This is a genomic window from Nocardia sp. NPDC056064, from assembly GCF_042266925.1.
Lineage (GTDB): Bacteria > Actinomycetota > Actinomycetes > Mycobacteriales > Mycobacteriaceae > Nocardia.
In genome coordinates this window covers 4,931,552-4,948,808 of record NZ_JBHJWO010000001.1, presented here as the reverse complement: position 1 = coordinate 4,948,808, position 17,257 = coordinate 4,931,552, and the positions used below count along the sequence as shown (strand labels likewise).

The 17,257-nt window shown below is 72.2% G+C and carries 11 protein-coding genes; 4 read left to right on the top strand and 7 right to left on the bottom strand.

Annotated features, from left to right (window positions below; translation table 11 throughout):
• Positions 1-14: 14 nt before the first annotated feature.
• Positions 15-3,482, bottom strand: a complete 3,468-nt coding sequence (locus ACFC06_RS22880; protein WP_375934615.1) for an error-prone DNA polymerase — start codon at positions 3,480-3,482, stop codon at positions 15-17.
• A 54-nt stretch (positions 3,483-3,536) separates the two neighbouring features.
• Positions 3,537-3,992, bottom strand: a complete 456-nt coding sequence (locus ACFC06_RS22875; RefSeq protein WP_375934613.1) for a hypothetical protein — start codon at positions 3,990-3,992, stop codon at positions 3,537-3,539.
• Between the two features lie 121 nt (positions 3,993-4,113).
• Between ACFC06_RS22875 and ACFC06_RS22870 the strand changes: the two genes are divergently transcribed.
• Positions 4,114-5,070, top strand: coding sequence for an SDR family NAD(P)-dependent oxidoreductase (locus ACFC06_RS22870; RefSeq protein ID WP_375934610.1), 957 nt, complete (start codon positions 4,114-4,116; stop codon positions 5,068-5,070).
• A gap of 144 nt (positions 5,071-5,214) precedes the next feature.
• Here ACFC06_RS22870 and ACFC06_RS22865 read toward each other — a convergent pair whose 3' ends face one another.
• The 3 genes from ACFC06_RS22865 to ACFC06_RS22855 all read right to left on the bottom strand — a co-directional run bounded on the left by ACFC06_RS22865 (position 5,215) and on the right by ACFC06_RS22855 (position 8,696).
• On the bottom strand, positions 5,215-6,150 hold the full coding sequence (locus ACFC06_RS22865) for a sucrase ferredoxin (protein WP_375934607.1): 936 nt from the start codon (positions 6,148-6,150) through the stop codon (positions 5,215-5,217).
• Between the two features lie 142 nt (positions 6,151-6,292).
• Positions 6,293-7,795, bottom strand: a complete 1,503-nt coding sequence (locus ACFC06_RS22860; RefSeq protein WP_375935710.1) for a DNA polymerase Y family protein — start codon at positions 7,793-7,795, stop codon at positions 6,293-6,295.
• A gap of 154 nt (positions 7,796-7,949) precedes the next feature.
• On the bottom strand, positions 7,950-8,696 hold the full coding sequence (locus ACFC06_RS22855; protein WP_375934604.1) for a hypothetical protein: 747 nt from the start codon (positions 8,694-8,696) through the stop codon (positions 7,950-7,952).
• 245 nt (positions 8,697-8,941) lie between these two features.
• On the opposite strand from ACFC06_RS22855, the gene ACFC06_RS22850 reads away from it, so the two are divergent.
• Positions 8,942-10,078 carry a serine/threonine-protein kinase gene (locus ACFC06_RS22850; RefSeq protein ID WP_375934601.1) on the top strand — a complete coding sequence of 379 codons (1,137 nt, stop codon included), beginning with the start codon at positions 8,942-8,944 and terminating at the stop codon, positions 10,076-10,078.
• Here ACFC06_RS22850 and ACFC06_RS22845 read toward each other — a convergent pair whose 3' ends face one another.
• On the bottom strand, positions 10,079-10,756 hold the full coding sequence (locus tag ACFC06_RS22845; protein ID WP_375934598.1) for a response regulator: 678 nt from the start codon (positions 10,754-10,756) through the stop codon (positions 10,079-10,081).
• Positions 10,757-10,810: 54 nt separating this feature from the next.
• Positions 10,811-12,112 carry a PspC domain-containing protein gene (locus tag ACFC06_RS22840; protein WP_375935707.1) on the bottom strand — a complete coding sequence of 434 codons (1,302 nt, stop codon included), beginning with the start codon at positions 12,110-12,112 and terminating at the stop codon, positions 10,811-10,813.
• A 553-nt stretch (positions 12,113-12,665) separates the two neighbouring features.
• Here ACFC06_RS22840 and ACFC06_RS22835 point away from each other — a divergent pair.
• Positions 12,666-13,292, top strand: a complete 627-nt coding sequence (locus tag ACFC06_RS22835; protein WP_375934595.1) for an MspA family porin — start codon at positions 12,666-12,668, stop codon at positions 13,290-13,292.
• Positions 13,293-13,376: 84 nt separating this feature from the next.
• A complete protein-coding gene (locus ACFC06_RS22830) occupies positions 13,377-17,222 on the top strand; it encodes a hypothetical protein (RefSeq protein ID WP_375934592.1) in 3,846 nt (1,281 codons plus the stop codon).
• The last annotated feature ends 35 nt before the right edge of the window (positions 17,223-17,257 follow it).

Genomic DNA, 17,257 nt, shown 5'->3' with positions numbered 1-17,257 from the left:
ACCCACTGGGCGTGTCAGCGGAAGTCGCGGGAGCGGGCGACGATGCGCAGGTCGAGGTGTTCGAGGTGGTCGGCGACGAGGCTGGCCGCGCCCTCGGCGTTCTGGATGCGGCCGCGTACGAGCAGGGCGGTGGCGCTCTGGGCGAGGCGGCGGTGGCGCTGCCACAGGCCGACCGAGCAGACCACGTTCACCATGCCGGTCTCGTCCTCGAGATTGAGGAAGGTGACGCCCGCGGCGGTGGCCGGGCGCTGGCGGTGGGTGACCGCGCCCGCGACCAGGATGCGGGTGCCGTCCTCGACGAGCAGCAGGTCCGCGGCCGGGACGACGCCGAGGGAGCGGAGGTGTTCGCGCAGGAATTCGGTGGGATAGCTGCCGGGTGAGATGCCGGTGGCCCATACGTCGGCGGCGGCGATCTCGAGCGCGCTCATGCCGGGCAGGGACGGGGCCGCGGTCACCGGTCCGGTGCCGGGTAGCAGGTCCGCGCGTTCCCGCGCCGCCGCGCCCGCTGCCCACAACGCCGCCCGCCGCGCACCGTCGTTCTGGACGAGGCTGTCCAAAGCGCCTGCGGTGGCCAGGGATTCGACCTGGGCGACGGACAGTTCGATGCGGCCGGTGAGGTCGAGCATCGAGGTGAAGGGGCCGTGGGCGGTGCGGTCGGTGACGATGCGCTCGGCGAGGTCGGCGCCCAGGTGGCGGATGCCGGACAGGCCGAGGCGGACCTCGGTGCCCGCGTTCTCCAGGGTGGGTTCGGCGCGGCTGACGTTGATGTCGGGGCCGTGCACGCGCACCCCGTGACGGCGGGCATCGGCGACCAGCGACTGCGGCGAGTAGAAACCCATCGGCTGGGCGCGCAGCAGCCCGGCGCAGAACGCGGCCGGGTGGTGCAGCTTGAACCACGAGGAATAGAACACGATCGAGGCGAAGCTCTGCGAATGACTCTCCGGGAAGCCGAAATTGGCGAAGGCGTAGAGCTTCTCGTAGATGCGGTCGGCGACCGCGCCGGTGATGCCGTGCAGCTCGCGCATGCCCTGATAGAGACGCTCCCTGAGCTGTTCCATCTTCTCCGGTGAGCGTTTGGAGCCCATGGCGCGGCGCAGCTGGTCGGCTTCGGCGGCGCTGAAACCGGCCACGTCGATGGCCATCTGCATGAGCTGTTCCTGGAACAGCGGCACCCCGAGCGTGCGGGCCAGCGAGTTCTCCAGTGCGGGATGGTCGCAGACGGGGTCCTCCAGGCCGTTGCGCCTGCGGATGTACGGGTGCACCGAACCGCCCTGGATGGGGCCGGGCCGGATCAGCGCGACCTCGACCACCAGGTCGTAGAACTCGCGCGGCTTCAGCCGGGGCAGCGTGGCCATCTGCGCGCGCGACTCCACCTGGAACACCCCGATCGAGTCGGCCCGTTGCAGCATCTCGTAGACGGCGGGTTCGGCGAGGTCGAGCGCGTGCAGTTCGACCTTCTCGCCCTTGTGCTCGTGGACCAGGTCGATCATGTAGTGCAGGGCCGAGAGCATGCCGAGGCCGAGCAGGTCGAACTTCACCAGACCCACAGCGGCGCAATCGTCCTTGTCCCACTGGAGCACGCTGCGTCCGGCCATGCGCGCCCACTCCACCGGGCACACGTCGGCGATCGGCCGGTCGCAGATCACCATGCCGCCGGAGTGGATGCCCAGATGCCGTGGCAGACCGTCGAGTTCACCGGCCAGTTCGAGGACGGGCGCGGGGATGTCGGTGCCGGTCTCGGCGGCGACCCCCGACCAGCGGCTCACCTGCTTGCTCCACGCGTCCTGCTGGCCGGGCGAAAACCCCAGTGCGCGTGCGGCATCGCGCACCGCCGACTTGCCGCGATAGGTGATCACATTCGCCACCTGGGCGGCGTAGTCGCGGCCGTACTTGGTGTAGACGTGCTGGATGGCCTCCTCGCGCCGGTCGGACTCGATGTCGACATCGATATCGGGTGGGCCGTCGCGCTCGGTGGACAGGAACCGTTCGAACAGCAGGTTGTTGGCCACCGGGTCGACATTGGTGATGCCGATGGCGTAGCAGACCGCGGAGTTGGCGGCCGAGCCACGGCCCTGGCACAGGATGTCGTTGTCCTTGCAGAACTCGACGATGTCGTGCACCACCAGGAAGTACCCGGGGAAGGTCATCCGCGCGATCACCGCGAGCTCGTGCTCGATCTGCCGGTACGCCTCGGGATTCCGTTCCGGCGGGCCGTACCGCTCGGCGGCGCCCTTCAGCGCGAGATGACGCAGCCACGAGTCCTCGTCGTGGCCGGGCGGCACATCGAACGGCGGCAGCTTCGGGGCGATCAGCCGCAGGTCGAACGCGCACTCGCGGGCCAGCTCCACCGCGTGCGACACCGCCCGCGGGTACTCGGCGAACAGCCGCGCCATCTCCGCGCCCGAACGCAGATGCGCGCCGCCGGTGGACGGCAGCCAGCCCGCCATCTCGTCGAGGCTGCTGCGCGCGCGGATCGCGGCCAGGGCCATGGCGCGCTTGCGCTGGGCGGGCGCGGCGAAATGCGCGCCGGTGGTGGCCAGGACCGGCAGGCCGAGCCGGTCGGCCAGCGCGACCAGGTGGGCATTGCGTTCGTCGTCGGTGGCGATGCCGTGGTGGGCGAGTTCGACACTCACCCGGTCGTGGCCGAAGCGTTCGACCAGATCACGCAGGGCCGCTTCGGCTTTCGGCAGGCGTGTGTCGCCCGCGGCCAGGTCCTGCCCCAGCGCGAGGCGCAGGTGGCCTTTGCGGCAGCCGGTGAGGATGTGCCAGTGCCCGTCCGCCGCGGCGGTGAGGGTGTCGAGGTCGTAGCGCAGGATGCCCTTCGTGCCTGCCGCCATGTGCGCGTCGGCCATCTCCCGCGAGAGCCGCCGATACCCCTCCTGCCCGCGCGCCAGGATCAGCAGATGCGGTCCGCCGGGATCGGGAAACCCTGTGCGCGGCAGGGAGTCCGGTGCGTCCCGGTGGCCGGTGTGTCGCGCGGGATCGAGTTCACACCCGTACTCGGCGCGCCACTCGGGTGCGCCCCGCGCTCCCCCGCGTGGAACAGAACGGCGCCGGACCGCGTCCCCTCGGCCCGGCGCCGCCTCCGCATCGGTTCCCAGTGACAGTTCGGCACCGAAAACCGTTGGCATTCCCCATTCCCTGGCCGCCTCGGCGAACCGGACGGTCCCGTAGAAACCGTTGTGGTCGGTGAGCGCCAGCGCGTCCAGGCCCAGCCGCACCGCCTCCTCGACCAGTTCCTCGGGTTGGCTCGCGCCGTCGAGGAAGCTGTAGGCGGAGTGGGCGTGCAGCTCGGCGTAGGGCACCGTCGGGCCGCTGGGCCGGTCGAGCGCGGCGGCGCGGTACTCGCCGCGTTTGCGCGACCAGGCGGGGCTGTCGCCGCCGTCGCCGGGATGCATGTCCTCGGCGGGGCGGGCGCTCGGCCTGCCCGAGAGCACCCGTTCCAGCTCCGACCAGGTCGGCGGACCATTGCTCCAGCCCACGCGCCCACTCCTCTCACGACCCCCGCCGCATCCCCGCACCAGGCGTGGCCGCCGTCAGCTCGCGGGCAAACGCTCCATCGAGCACGTCTCGAGCGCCGCCTCCACATGCTCGAGACCCGAGCGGATCACCGCGCCGTAGGCATCGTTGGCGAGCACGTCGAGGTGCCCGCGCGCGATGGCCAGCTGCATCCGCGCCATGTCGAAGTCACCGACGCGGCGGTGGCTGTCGGCCAGGTTCAGATACAGCGAGGGCAGGAAGCCGCGCAGGCCCTCGTCGAGCGGGATGCCCGGCCCGAACACCGCGGCCAGCGCCCGCTGATCCCACAGCAGCGCACCCTCCGGCAACTCCTGCACATCGGCCAGGTGATGCGCGATCACGCAGCGATGCAACGGGTCACCGCCTTCCCCTATCTCCTCCCAGAGCCTGGTCAGCGCCGCGCGCGCCGCCGCCTGATCGAAACCGCCGAGCCGCACCGCGGCATAGATATCCGCCATCCGATCGTCCGCCATGTGCACCAGTATCGCACATACGTTCGAATATTGGCGAGAGGCTTTCGAACATATTTTCGAGTCTGGTCAGGGAACTTACTTTGGAGTAAGTTAGGAGGCAACGAGCTGCAAAGGAGCAGTGATGTCCCAGGTTTCTCCAGGTCCACAGGGCCGTAAGCGGCAGCGTGAGCTGACCGGCAGGCATGTCGTCATCACCGGCGCGTCGTCCGGGATCGGGCGGGCCGCCGCGCTCGCGGTCGCGGACAAGGGCGCCGTGGTCTTCCTCCTGGCCCGGCGCGGCGACGAGCTCGCCGAGGTGGTCACCGAGATCACCGACGCGGGCGGGCGCGCCTACGGCTATCAGTGCGATGTCACCGACGCCGCATCGGTGGAGGCCGCCGTGAAGGCCGTGCTGGACCAGCACGGACACGTCGACATGCTGGTCAACAACGCGGGCCGGTCCATCCGCCGCGCCATCCACCGGTCCACCGACCGCATGCACGACTTCGAGCGCACCATGGCGGTCAACTACTTCGGCGCCGTCCGGATGACCCTCGCCCTGCTGCCGCAGATGCGCGAGCGCGGCTTCGGCCACATCGTCAACATCTCCAGCGCCGGCGTGCAGGTGGCCACGCCCCGCTTCGCCGCGTACCTGGCCAGCAAGGCCGCGCTGGACAAGTTCGCCGAGGTGGCCGCGGTCGAAACCCTCGCCGACGGAGTCGGTTTCACCACCATCCACATGCCGCTGGTGCGCACCCCGATGATCGCCCCCAGCGGCGACCAGGGCCCCTCCGAGTCCCCCGAGTGGGCTGCGGGCACCATCGTGCGCGCCCTCACCGAACGCCCCAAGCGCATCGACGTGCCGCTCGGCACGCTGGCCGAATACGGCGGCATCATCACCCCGCGCCTGCGCGACCGCGTTCTGCACCGCTACTACCGCGCGCTGCCGGATTCGCCTGCGGCCAAGGGTGAATCGGTCGAGGACGTGCCGGTGGAGGTTCCGCCGGCGCCCGCGCCCAAGCCGCGCTCGGCCGCCCGCAAGGCCACCGGGACCGCGCTGCGCCGGGCGGCGCGGTGGGTGCCGGGGACACACTGGTGAATCAGGCTGTGTCAGAGACGAATCGAGCCGGGTGATCGACAGCCGGGGACCGCACACCGCGAGCGGTTCCCGGACACCCGGCTCACCGTGGCCGATCGCTCGCGGCGCAGGGGGCCGCGAGCGGTGTCGTCCCGGCGGAGCGCCCTACCGCGACGGTGGTTGATCGCCCTGGGCCGCGACGAGTTCCTGGACCGAGACCGCTTCCAGGTAGGTGGCCGGTTTGGGGGCGGCGTGGCAGCTGGCCTGGCGGGGATCGGCGGCGGCGGTGCGGGCGGTGACGTGCCAGCGGCGGCCGTCGCGGTGCGTGACGATGGCGGCGCCCGCGAGGGTGGGGTCGTCGGTGGGGGCCGGGTCGAGATGGACGGTGAGGTCGTCGAGGGCGGCCGGGATCTGTTCGCGGACAGCGACTTCGGCGAGCTGGGCGATCGGCGGGTAGCAGCTGCGGCCGCGCAGACCGGTGAGCGAGACCTCGCCCGCGTCGGCCGCGGTGAGCAGCGCCTCGGCGGCGGGGACATCGACGCGGCCGTAGGTGAGGCCGGTGGGGAGCACCACGACGGCGGGGGCGAAGCGGTGGCCGCCGGTGTGCGAGGCCTCCCAGATCCGGCCGGGATGCCCGGCCGACAGCGCCGCCGCGATCGGCCTGCCCAGCAGCGCGCAGCACTGGTCGCGTTTGCCGTGGGCGCAGACCAGCACGATCGGATCGTCCACGGGCACACCGATTCCCGGGGCCGGGCCCGCGGTGAGATGCAGGTCGAGGTCGAAGAGCTCGCGCAGGTCGGTGATCTCGAATCGCTCGCACCACGAGCCCTCCGGGCGCGAGGCGGCCAGCAGGACGGTGCGCTTGCCGGTGAATTCGTGGCGGCCGGGTCGGCGGATCAGCGTCGGGCGGACCTTCGCGGCCGAGGTGCGCGCGGCCAGTTCGGCGGTGATCTCGGGGCCGAGCACCTGGTCGCCGATCACGTCGCGCCCCCAGGCCCCGGGATGCTCGATACACAGCCAGCCGGTGACGTGCACGGCGGTGCCGGGCAGCGGGAGGTCCGCGGCGGCCGCCGAGCACAGCATCCCCTCGAACGGGTTCATGGCGCTCCTTCCGCGACCGGCCGTCCAGCCGGTCGGGACGGGCACCACAACTCTAGAGCCGGCGCGGGACGGCGCCGATCGCCCGGCCCACACGACGGAGCACGTCTCGTCGACACCGTCGCCCGCGGGCCCGGTCGGCGCGCTACTCGTAGACGCCTTCCGCATGCCAGTCGGTGGCGTCGTAGACCAGCAGGACCGCGCGGATCTCGGTGGCGGCGGCGTCGAGCTGGACCTGGACGCGCACGGCGGGCGCGGCGGGGTCGGCCGACCACCAGCGTTCGACGACCGCCCAGGGCCCGGCCCAGCCGAGCAGTGCCCATTCCTTGCGGCCCCAGCGCAGGCGGGCGGGGTCGGCGGTGAGCAGGCCGCGGTCGGTGATCAGCACGGCGAGGCCGTCGGCGTCGGTGAGCCGCACGACCGGGCGGTGCAGCAGGAGCAGGGTGGGGGCGGGTTCGGGGAGCTTGCCCGGCCAGGGGTGGGTGGGGTCGGCGGCGGGGGTGAGTTCGTCGCCGAGGGCGATCGTGGTGATGCGCTCGGCGGGGCCGCGACCACCGCTGAGGACGCCGATGCGCACCGCCTCGCCGCCGAGCAGCCCCTGCACCCGGACCAGCGCGCGGCGGGCCCGTTCGGTCTCCTCGCCCTCGCCGCCCCACAGGCCCAGTTGCAGCGCACCCGCGGCGACCACCTCGACCGGTTCCAGGGTGAGCGCCACGATGGGCGCGGTGGGGCGGGCGCGATGAGTGAGCCAGCCGTCGAGCTGCCAGCGGACGCGGTCGGCGGTGTCGGCGGGGGTGAGCGGGCGCGCGCAGCGCCAGATGCGGGTGAGTTCCTCGCCCGCCTCGGTGCGCGCGGTCACCGCGAGGCGGGTGCAGGCCACCCCGGCCGCGGTGAGCGCCGCGTGCAGGCCGGTGGCGAGCTGGCGGCCCGCGAAGGCGGCGGCGTCGACCCGGTCGATCGGTGGGTCGCAGGCCAGGTCGACGGTCAGTTCCGGGGCGGGTGGACGCGCCGAGGGCGGGCGTTCCGGCAGGGCCCGCGCGGTGCGGTGCGCGAGGACGGCATCGGCGCCGAAGCGCGAGGCCACCTCGGCGGGCGAGAGCCGCGCGAAATCGCCGATGCGGCGTAAACCCAAGCGGCGCAACAGGTCGACCAGTTCGGCGCGTTCCGGCGCGGCCAGACTCGGCTCGCTCGCGAGCTCGGCCACCGGCAGCGCGGCCAGATACCGGGCGCCCTCCCCCGGTGTCACGATGGCGCCGCGCCGCGCCGCGATCACCGCCGTGGACACCGCGTCGGCGATGCCGATCTGTGCCTCGGCGCCCACCGCCGCGACGGCGTCGATCAGCTGCTCCGCCGCCGCCTCCTCGGACCCGAAATACCGTGCGGCACCGCGTGCTCCGAGCACGACGAGCCCCGGCCGCAGCACCTCCACGCCCGGCACGGTCGCGTCGACGACCTCGACCACCGGCTCGAACAGGCGCGCGTCCCGGTCCGGATCATCGGCCACGACAACGAGTTCCGGGCAGCAGCCCTGGGCGTCGCGCCGCCGCATCCCGCGCCGCACACCGTCGGCGCGCGCGATGGCCGAACACGCCACCACCCGGTTCCCCCGCAGTACCGCCACCGGCCGATCCGCCGCCACCCCGGCCATCGCCGCGGCCGCCACGGCGGGCCAGTCCGGACACCACACCGCGAGCACCCGATCACGCCCGGTCACGGTGCGGCCTTCGAACGACCCACCAGCTGTCCGCCGAGCCAAGGCGGGCGAGCCGGATGGCGGACGGGCTCACGGTCGCACACCGTGCTCATGACACCGCTTCGTGTAGAGCGGTGAATTCGGTGGCGCCGGTGACGGTTTCGCGGGTCTGCCATTCGGTGTGGCCCGCGCGGGCGCACAGGTCCATGCGGCCGTGGCGGGGTGGGCCCGCCTTGGCGCTGACGCGGACGTCGAGGCAGACCGAGCGCAGGCGGCCGCGGCCCGCGCCGAGGCCGCGGTAGCCGGTGACGCGGGAGTCCAGGCGCAGGGCCGGATCGGTCCAGGTGCCGCCCGCGGCGATCAGGGTGGCGCCGCGGTTGCGGGCGCGGGCGGCCAGCACCCGGCAGCGGGCAGGCGGCACGGCGAAGCCGTCGAGGCCGAGGACCACCAGGTCGAGTCCGTCGAGCAGCACGGCGGCGACCTCGGCGGGGTCGGGGCCGGGATCGGGGATGACGGCCAGGCGCGACAGCTGGGCACCCATCTCGGCGGCGGCCAGCAAACCCAGCCGGGGCAGCCCGACGACCGCCGCGTGCCCGCCCGCACCGGTCACCGCGGCGAGCAGACCGGTCAGCAGCGAATGCGCGCCGGAGTAGGCGACGACCGCGCCCTTCGGCAGTCCACCGTCGGGCAACAGCTCGGCCAGCGGTGGCGGCACGGGCAGCATTTCCCGACTCAACGGCTGGTCACGAGGGGTGCGGGCGGCCGCGGACTCCCCGCGCCCCGGCACCGCGGCCATCCGTCTGCGCAGCTCGTCGAGCGTGCGCTCCCGCGCGGCCCGATCCGGCGACGAACCCATCAACACCACCTACTTCCACGATGGACCCGCACCCGGGAACCACCCGGTACCGGAACTCCAGCACTGTTCCAGCTATCGATCATATTCGAATATACGTTCGATAGCGACCAGGGTGACACGCACCCCGGACCGGCTCCGCGGCGGGGGTCCACGATCGGATCGGGTGTCGGGACGGGTGCGCGCGCGTGATACCCGGCAGTAGAGATAGCGGCCAGTCAGCGGCATATTCGGCTACCCTCGCACCCGTGACCGAACGTGCTCGCCCCCATATCGGCCCCGACTATCTGGTCGCGGGCCGTTACCGCCTGCAGTCGAAGCTGGGCGGGGGTGGCATGGGCGCGGTGTGGCTCGCGACCGATCGGTTGCTGAACCGGGATGTCGCGATCAAGCAGGTGCTGTCCACGGCGGGGCTCAGCGAAGCCGAGGCCGAGCGGTTGCGCGCCGCCATGGTGCACGAGGGCCGGGTGGCGGCCAAGCTCTCGCACGAGCACGCCATCGCCGTCTACGACGTGGTGCTAGAGGCGGGCGAGCCGTGGCTGGTCATGGAGCACTTACCCTCGCGCAGCGTGGCCAAGGCCCTGGCCATGGTCGACACGCTGCCCGCGGTCGAGGTCGCCCAGATCGGTGCGCAGGTGGCCGACGCGCTCGCCGCCGCGCACGCCGCGGGCATCGTGCACCGCGACATCAAGCCGGGCAACATCCTGGTCGCCGACCGCGGCGCGAGCGTCGGCCTGGCCAAGCTCAGCGACTTCGGTATCTCCCGGGGCGCCGGTGACACCGGCGACGAACCCGACGGCGTGATCACCGGCACCCCCGCCTACCTCCCGCCCGAGGTCGCGCGCGGCGCCACGCCCACCCCCGCCAGCGATGTGTTCTCCCTCGGCGCCACCCTCTACACCGCGCTGGAGGGCCAGCCGCCGTTCGGTTTCGACGACGACGAGAACGACGTCGTCACCCGGGCCGCCATGGGCCAGATCATCCCGCCCACCCGCAGCGGCATCCTCACCCAGCCGCTGCTGCACATGCTCGAGCCCGCCCCCCAGCGTCGCCCGACCATGGCCGAGGCCCGCGACGAGATCCTCACCGCCGCCTTCGGCCCCGGCACCGGCGCCTACATCCTCGGCGTGCCGCTGCGCACCGAAGACGGCACCATCCCGTCCTGGGCGGCCCGCAACTCCGCCGCGGGACTGCGCGGCCCCCACGCCGCCCCCCTGCCCCGCCCCCAGCGCACCCCCACGGCAGCACCCGCCCCCGCTGCCCAGCGCCGCCAGAACACCGGCAGCTTCATCGACAACCTCCCCAACGGCGCCCCCCTCGCCATCGGCGCGGGCGTCCTCATCGGCCTGGTCCTGCTCATCGCGATCATCATCGCGGTGATGTGACTACTCGATTCGCCTGCGGTGGGCCCAGCGGGTCAGGGCGTTGCGGTTGGACTGCTGGGTTTTGCGGAGCACGTTCGAGGCGTGGGTTTCCACCGTCTTCACCGAGATGAACAGGGTCTCGGCGATCTCGCGGTAGGTGTAGCCGCGGGCCAGCAGGCGCAGGACTTCCAGTTCGCGCGGGGTGAGCGAGTCCAGTTCCGGGTCCAGCGGCGGCTCGGGGACCGGAGAGCGGCCGGTGAAGGAATCGAGGACGAAACCGGCCAGGCGCGGGCTGAACACCGCGTCGCCGCCCGCCACCCGGCGGATGCCGTCGGCGAGTTCGGCACCGGAGATGGTCTTGGTGACATACCCGCGCGCACCGGCCCGGATCACCGCGATCACGTCCTCGGCGGCATCGGAGACGCTCAGCGCCAGACACACCGGCCCGGCCGCGATCCCGGTCAGCACCGCCACCCCGCCGCCGTCGGGCATGTGCACGTCCAGCAGCACCACATCGGGACGGGCGGCGTCGATCCCGGCCACCGCCTCGGCCACCCCGCCGGCCTCGCCGACGATCTCCATATCGGTCTCCCGGCTCAGCTCCGCGCGCACCCCCGACCGGAACACCGCGTGATCGTCGACCAGAAACACCCGCACACTCACTGACAGCTCTCCCTCATCCCGGCGACTTGCCCTCATCGGTACCACACCGGCCCCGATCCGGCTGGGCGCCACCGGGTCCCGGACCGCTGGTCACCCGTCGGCGGGTGGTTGCGCGGCGACCGGGTCGGCGGGCTCGTCGAGGCCGGTGGTGCCCGAGTCCGAGCGCGGCAGCACGATGCGGACCTCGGTGCCGCGCCCGACGGTCGAGTCGATCTCGGCGGTGCCGCCGCGGCGCTCGATCCTGGCGCGAATGGATTTGGCAAGGCCGCGCCGGTCCTCGGCGACGGCGGCGACATCGAAGCCGCTGCCGCGGTCGCGCACGAAGATGCTCACCTGATGGGGTTCGGCCTCGGCGAACAGGTCGATCTCGGGGACCCCCGCGTGCTTGGCGGCGTTGACCAGCGCTTCGCGGCTGGCGCCGAGCAGGGCGGTGAAGTGTTCCTTGGGCAGCCCGGCGCCGGTGTCGCCGGGGTCCATCGCCACATCACCGACGGTGACCGGGGTGACCTTCACACCGTGCTGGTCCTCCACCTCCCCGGCGATGGTGCGCAGCGCGGCGGCCAGGCTGGACTGGGCGGGGGCGGTGTCGTCGAAGAGCCATTTGCGCAGTTCGCGTTCCTGGCTGCGGGCCAGGCGCAGCACTTCCTGCGGGTCCTCGGCCTGGCGCTGGATCAGCGCGAGGGTCTGCAGCACCGAATCGTGCAGGTGCGAGGCGATCTCCTCGCGTTCCTCGTTGCGGATGCGGGCGCCGCGTTCGGCGTCCAGGGCGCGCACCATGCGCAGCCACAGCGGCACCGTCAGCAGGCCCGCGCCGATCAGGGTGACCGCCACCGCGATCAGCGCCGAACCGAGCGAGCTCAGGTCGATCCGGGCCAGCACCACCACACCCAGCCCGACCACGATCAGCGTCGCCCCGGCCACGATGCGCGACCAGGTGACCACCGAGGGCCGCGCGGGCAGCCCGAACAGGGCGCGCGGGCCGGGCGCGGCGGCGTCGTATTCGCGCCACACCAGCGCCGCACCGACCGCGACCACCACGATCGGCACGATCACCCGCGCCGCGGTGCCCTGGAACAGCCACGACACCGTGGCGGTGAGGCCGAGGCCCAGCAGGGCCAGGCCGATCGCCTGCCTGCGTTCGTCACCGGTCGGCTTGGTCGCGTCGGCGCCGCCGGGGGTGAAGATCCACAGCAGGCCGTAGGCCACCAGGCCCGCGCCGACCAGCGCGGACAGCAGCACGAACGCCATCCGCACCTTGAACACGTCGACGCCGAGATGGTCGGCCAGCCCGCCCGCGACCCCGCCGACCACCCGGCCGCCGCTGCGCCGGACCAGCCGCGGCAGCTCGGGAACCGGACGGTTCACCGGCGGCGGCCCCGGCACCGGCAGCATCCCGGGCCGATAACCGCGCGGCACGCCGTAGCCGGGGGGTGGATAGCCCGGCGCGGGGCGGTAGGGGTACTGCTGCGTGACGGCTCGCCCGATCAGCGCCGACGGCCAGTTCGCCCGCTGGTTCCCGCCGAATCGCGCGGCCCCCGGACCCTCCGGCGGGACCGGCGCGGTATTCCCCGGGGCGCCACGGAACCCGAGCTGTCCTTGGGCGGCCGCACGGGCGGGAACAGACGGATCCATGCTCTCGATACTGGCACGCGCGAGGGGGTGCCGACATCAGGAAAGTCCCTGATCTGCTCCCCGAGACCGGCGATCCGGCGCTGAACTGGGACATCGCTGTCCGGTCCGGCCAGAAATCCCTGCTGAGCTGGACATTCACCGAGCGCGTCCGGTGCCGTCACCGGCGCACCGGCGGCCGGACCGGAAAACCGGTCACAGCCTTCTCACCTGCGATTCTCAGCCGATCCGGAGCTCGGCTGCCGACCGGAGCTCAGCCCGGATTCCTACCTTGATGTCGGGCCGGAAATCACGGCCATCACTTCGGGGAGGAACAGTGAACATCACCACCACCGTGCTGGGGACCGCCGCGATCGCGCTGAGCACTCTGGGCATGACACCGATCGCCTCGGCCACGCCGATGGCACCGCACGAGACGACCTACCACGGGCCCGACGGCTTCGCGCTGACCATCGGGCACACCGACGAGTCCTACCGGCAGGTGCCCGCGCTCAACGCCATGCCGACCAATCGGGAAGTGTTCCTCGACAACACCGTCTACGTCACCGCGCCGGGCGCGACCGGCGATCTCACCTCCGGCTACTTCGTCGCCTGCGCGGTGGACCTGACCCTGACCGTCGGCCTGGACGGCGGCGTCTCGGTCGGTGCCGGTGGCTCGATCGGCTTCGGTTCCTCGGGTCCGGACGCCTCGGTCGACATCGGCCCGTCGATCTCGGCGGGCATGGACCTGAGCCTGTCGCTGGCGCCGGGCGAGATCAAGAAGATCGACGTCGGCGAGCGGGCGCTGGATCCCGGCACCACCTACCTGGTGAACCGCGACTTCCATCTGATGGTGGGCAACTGCGCGGGACCGCTCAACATCTACTCGTGGGCGACCGTCACCGCCACCTCGGGTTCGGTGACCGCGACCACCTCGGTCTTCGGCGACACCATGTTCCTGTGAGCCGCAACGGGACCCGGCCGTGTGCCGGGTCCCGCTCGACCAAATATCATTCCTCCCGGTCGTTTTCATCGAACGGGGGGTTCCTTGACCAACATCGATCCGGAGAGTTCTTCGCCGCGCGCGCTTTTCGCCCAGCGGTTCACCGAACTCTATGCCGCGGCGGGCAATCCGACGCTGCGGCGCGTCGCCGCGGCCACCGAGCGGCGCATGCGCGGCACCCAGGCGAGCACACCGTCGGCCCAGCGGATCAGCGACTGGAAAGCAGGCCGCAACGTGCCCGCTCGCTTCGAATCCCTGCTGCCGGTGGTGCTCACCCTGGCCGAGCTGGCCAAGAAGGCCCAGCGTGAGCTGCCGCGCCGGCTGGCCGACCCGCACGAATGGCAGCGCTTGTGGCAGGAATCGGTGACCTGGACCGCGGCCGCCGGGGCGGGCGACACCTGCCCGTTCCCCGGCCTGCGCGCCTTCAGCGCCGAGGAACGCGCGCTGTTCTTCGGCCGCGAGCAGGCCACCGCCGAGTTCGTCGACCTGGTCCGCGACAGCACCGGCATCGTGGTGCTGATCGGCGCGTCCGGGGCGGGCAAGTCCTCGCTGCTGGCGGCGGGCCTGCGCCCCGCCCTGGACGTGCCGACGGCTGCGATGACACCCGGCACCACACCGTCGGCCGGGCTCACCGCCGCCCTCGCCGACGATCCGCGGGTGCTGATCGTCGACCAGTTCGAGGAACTGTTCACCCTCTGCCGCGACGACACCGAACGCGCCGATTTCCTGGCCGAACTCGCGACGCTGACCACCCGGGCCGAGCGCCCGATCACCGTCGTGGCCGCCCTGCGCGCCGACTTCTACGAACGCTGCCTGCACCATCCCGTGCTCCGGGAGAGCCTGCGGCGCAACAACTATCTGCTCGGTCCGATGTCGATGGACGAGATCTCGCGCGCCATCACCGGCCCGGCCGCCGCCGCGGGCCTGACCCTCGAACAGGGCCTCGAGGAACTGGTCCGCACCGAACTGCGCGGGCTCGGCGGGCACACCAGCACCGACGGCTACGACCCCGGCGCGCTGCCACTGCTCTCACACGTCATGGCCGCGACCTGGCAGCAGCGCGAAGGGCGCAAACTCACCGTCGCCGGGTATCGCAAGGCCGGTGGGGTGGCCGGGTCGGTCGCCGAGACCGCCGAACTGGCCTGGAGCGAACTCACCCCGGCCCAGCAGGACGCCGCCCACGAACTGCTCGGCTCGCTGGTCACCGTCGGCGAGGACTCCCGCGACACCCGCCGCACCGTCGACCGGGCCGACCTGCTCGCCCGCAGCGCCGATCCGGCCGCCACCGCCGAAGTGCTCGAGATCCTCGCCGCCGCCCGCCTGCTGGCCCTGGACACGGAGTCGGTGCAGTTCGCGCACGAGATCGTCCTGACCGCCTGGCCCCGCCTGCGCGGCTGGATCGAGACCGACCGGGTGGGGCACCTGGTCCGGCAGCGGCTGGAACGCGACGCGGCGGAATGGGATGCGGCCGCGCGTGATTCGGCGCTGCTGTATCGCGGGACAAGGCTCGACAGCGCGCGTGAGCACACGCGCGGTGCGGCACTGAGCGTGCGGGTGGACGCGTTCCTGCACGCGTCGCAGCGGGCCGCGCGGATCGGTGGACGATGGCGGGTCGGGGTGGCGGCGGTGGTGCTGGCCCTGCTGGGGACCGGGGTGGTGGCCGTCGACCGGAGCCGGCTGGCCGATCAGCGCACGGCGGACCGGGACTACATCGAGCTGGTGGCGGCGGCTCAGCGCAACCGGACGACCGATCCGTCGCTGGCGGCGCAGTTGCTGTTGGCGGCTTATCGGATGCGGCCCGACGAGGCGACCCGGACCCAGTTGTTGAACAGTCAGGACATGCCGCTGGCCGGTACGGTGGCGGCGCACAGCTGGAGCGTCGAGCGGCTCGCGTTGCGCACTACCGACAAGCTGCTCGCCTCGATCGATCAGAGTGGCGAGACCGCCTTCTGGACCATCGAGGACCCTGCCCGGCCCCAGCGGATCCCCGCTGTCGACCGGTTCCCCGCCGATCAGCTGGTGTTTGTCCCCGGCAGCTCGGACGCGGTCACCGAAGGGGAGGGTGGAGTCCAGATCTGGGATCTCGCCCACCCACGGGCGCCCCGGTTGTTGCACACGCTCGACCTCGTACGCGGATCATCCATCGCCGTCGATCCGACCGGAAAGCTGCTGGCCGCGACCGACGACTTCGGCCTCACGCTCTGGGACATCGGCGACCGGTCCAGGCCGACGCGGATGTTCACCACCGCGCTGACCGGCGACATCCACACCGTCCAGTTCGCGCCGCGCGCTGCGATGGTGGCGGTCGGGACCATCGACCTGCGCAGCCCCGACCAACCCGACACCGTGCAGCTGTGGAACGTCGGGAACCGTGCGGGCGCGACCCCGGCCGGACCGCCGATGTCCACCGGGCCGAACGACATCCTCCAGGAGTTCGCGTTCAGCCCGGACGGCACCCGGCTGGCGGCGGCGAGCACCGGCGTGATGAAGTCAGCCACCGTCCCGTCGAGCCGGGTGCACCTCTGGCAGATCACCGACCCGGCACGCCCGCGAGCGCACGACGCTCCGATCCGGGTCGATGACGAGGTGGTGACCGCGCTCGCCTTCGAGGACGACGGCAACCTGCTCGCCATCGGTTCCGACCAGGCCGCACAGGTGTGGAGCATCACCGACCCGACCCGGCCGGTCCAGGCCGGACCGAGATTGTCGGTGAGCCCGGCCCTGTGCCCGATCGCTCAGATCTCACCCTGCCGAGGCGGCGCCAAATCACTGCTCTTCGTCCCCGGGGAACCGATCCTGTTCGGTGGCGGCACCGACGGACTGCTGCGCGGCTGGTCGCTGCCACGCACGGCGGTCGACACCGTGCCGGGTGCACGGGAGACGCCGGTCTTCGATCGGGCCGGCGACCGCATGGCGATGCTGACGGTCACCGGTGATGTGGTGGTCTGGGATACCAGCGGCCCCAGCCCGCTGCGGCTGACGACCATCCCCGGGGACCAGGCCTGGTCGGCACCCGCGCTCAGCGCCGACGGCCGCACCCTGTCGGTACACGATCGGACCGGAGCCAAGCGCCTGGTCTTCGACCTGACCGATCCCCGCGCACCCCGGACGTTGCCGTCCTGGCCGACCACCGATGCCAGGTACTCGACGGTCCACGGCAACCGGATGCTGGTCACCTCCGACGAATCGGTGCGGCTGTGGGACGTCACCGACCGTGCCGGGCCCCTCCCTGCCGGTGCCCCGATCACCGCGCCCATCGGCCAGGTCTACTCCGGCACGCTCAGTCCCGACGGCACCCGGGCCGCACTGACGTATTTCGAGAACGGCGACAACTGGGCGCCGCGCTATGTCCGCCAGATCTGGGCGCTGGACGACCCGCGCAACCCTCGCTTGGTCATCCAGTCCGATCTCGCGGGCAACGACATCTTCCAGCCCGCACAGTTCCTCCCCGACAACCGCACCCTCGCCAGCGTCCGGACCGACGACTTCGTCCTGTGGGACACCGACACACCCGACTCCTTCACCCCGCTCATCGATTCCGCGCGCTCGGAGATCGCACCGCTGTCCTCGGCCTCGACGACGACCGACGGCCGCACGATCGCCGTCTCGGGTTTCGCGGGCATCACCGGCCTGTGGGACCTCACCGACCTGCATTCACCCCGCCGGATCGGTGGCGCGATCGGACCCTCCGACGGGCGCAATCGCCAGGTGATCCTGCACCCGCGCGGCGACCGGCTGATCATGGTCACCGACGACGGGCAGGTCGGGGTCTGGGATCTCGAGGCCGAGCGGGTGGCGGAGCGGATCTGTGCGCGGACGGCCGGGGTGCTCACGCAGGCGGTCTGGCGGGGGCAGGTGCCCAATGTCGGGTATCGGCCGCCGTGTGTGTGAGACCCGGGGCAATTCTCAGGGTTCACCCCGATGTG

What these genes read in the sequence shown, in the direction of transcription:
- ACFC06_RS22875 (WP_375934613.1), bottom strand. Translation starts at nt 3,992, where the DNA reads ATGGCGGACGATCGGATGGCGGATATCTATGCCGCGGTGCGGCTCGGC.
- ACFC06_RS22870 (WP_375934610.1), top strand. Translation starts at nt 4,114, where the DNA reads ATGTCCCAGGTTTCTCCAGGTCCACAGGGCCGTAAGCGGCAGCGTGAG.
- ACFC06_RS22865 (WP_375934607.1), bottom strand. Translation starts at nt 6,150, where the DNA reads ATGAACCCGTTCGAGGGGATGCTGTGCTCGGCGGCCGCCGCGGACCTC.
- ACFC06_RS22860 (WP_375935710.1), bottom strand. Translation starts at nt 7,795, where the DNA reads ATGGCCGGGGTGGCGGCGGATCGGCCGGTGGCGGTACTGCGGGGGAAC.
- ACFC06_RS22855 (WP_375934604.1), bottom strand. Translation starts at nt 8,696, where the DNA reads ATGGGTTCGTCGCCGGATCGGGCCGCGCGGGAGCGCACGCTCGACGAG.
- ACFC06_RS22845 (WP_375934598.1), bottom strand. Translation starts at nt 10,756, where the DNA reads ATGAGGGCAAGTCGCCGGGATGAGGGAGAGCTGTCAGTGAGTGTGCGG.
- ACFC06_RS22840 (WP_375935707.1), bottom strand. Translation starts at nt 12,112, where the DNA reads ATGCTGCCGGTGCCGGGGCCGCCGCCGGTGAACCGTCCGGTTCCCGAG.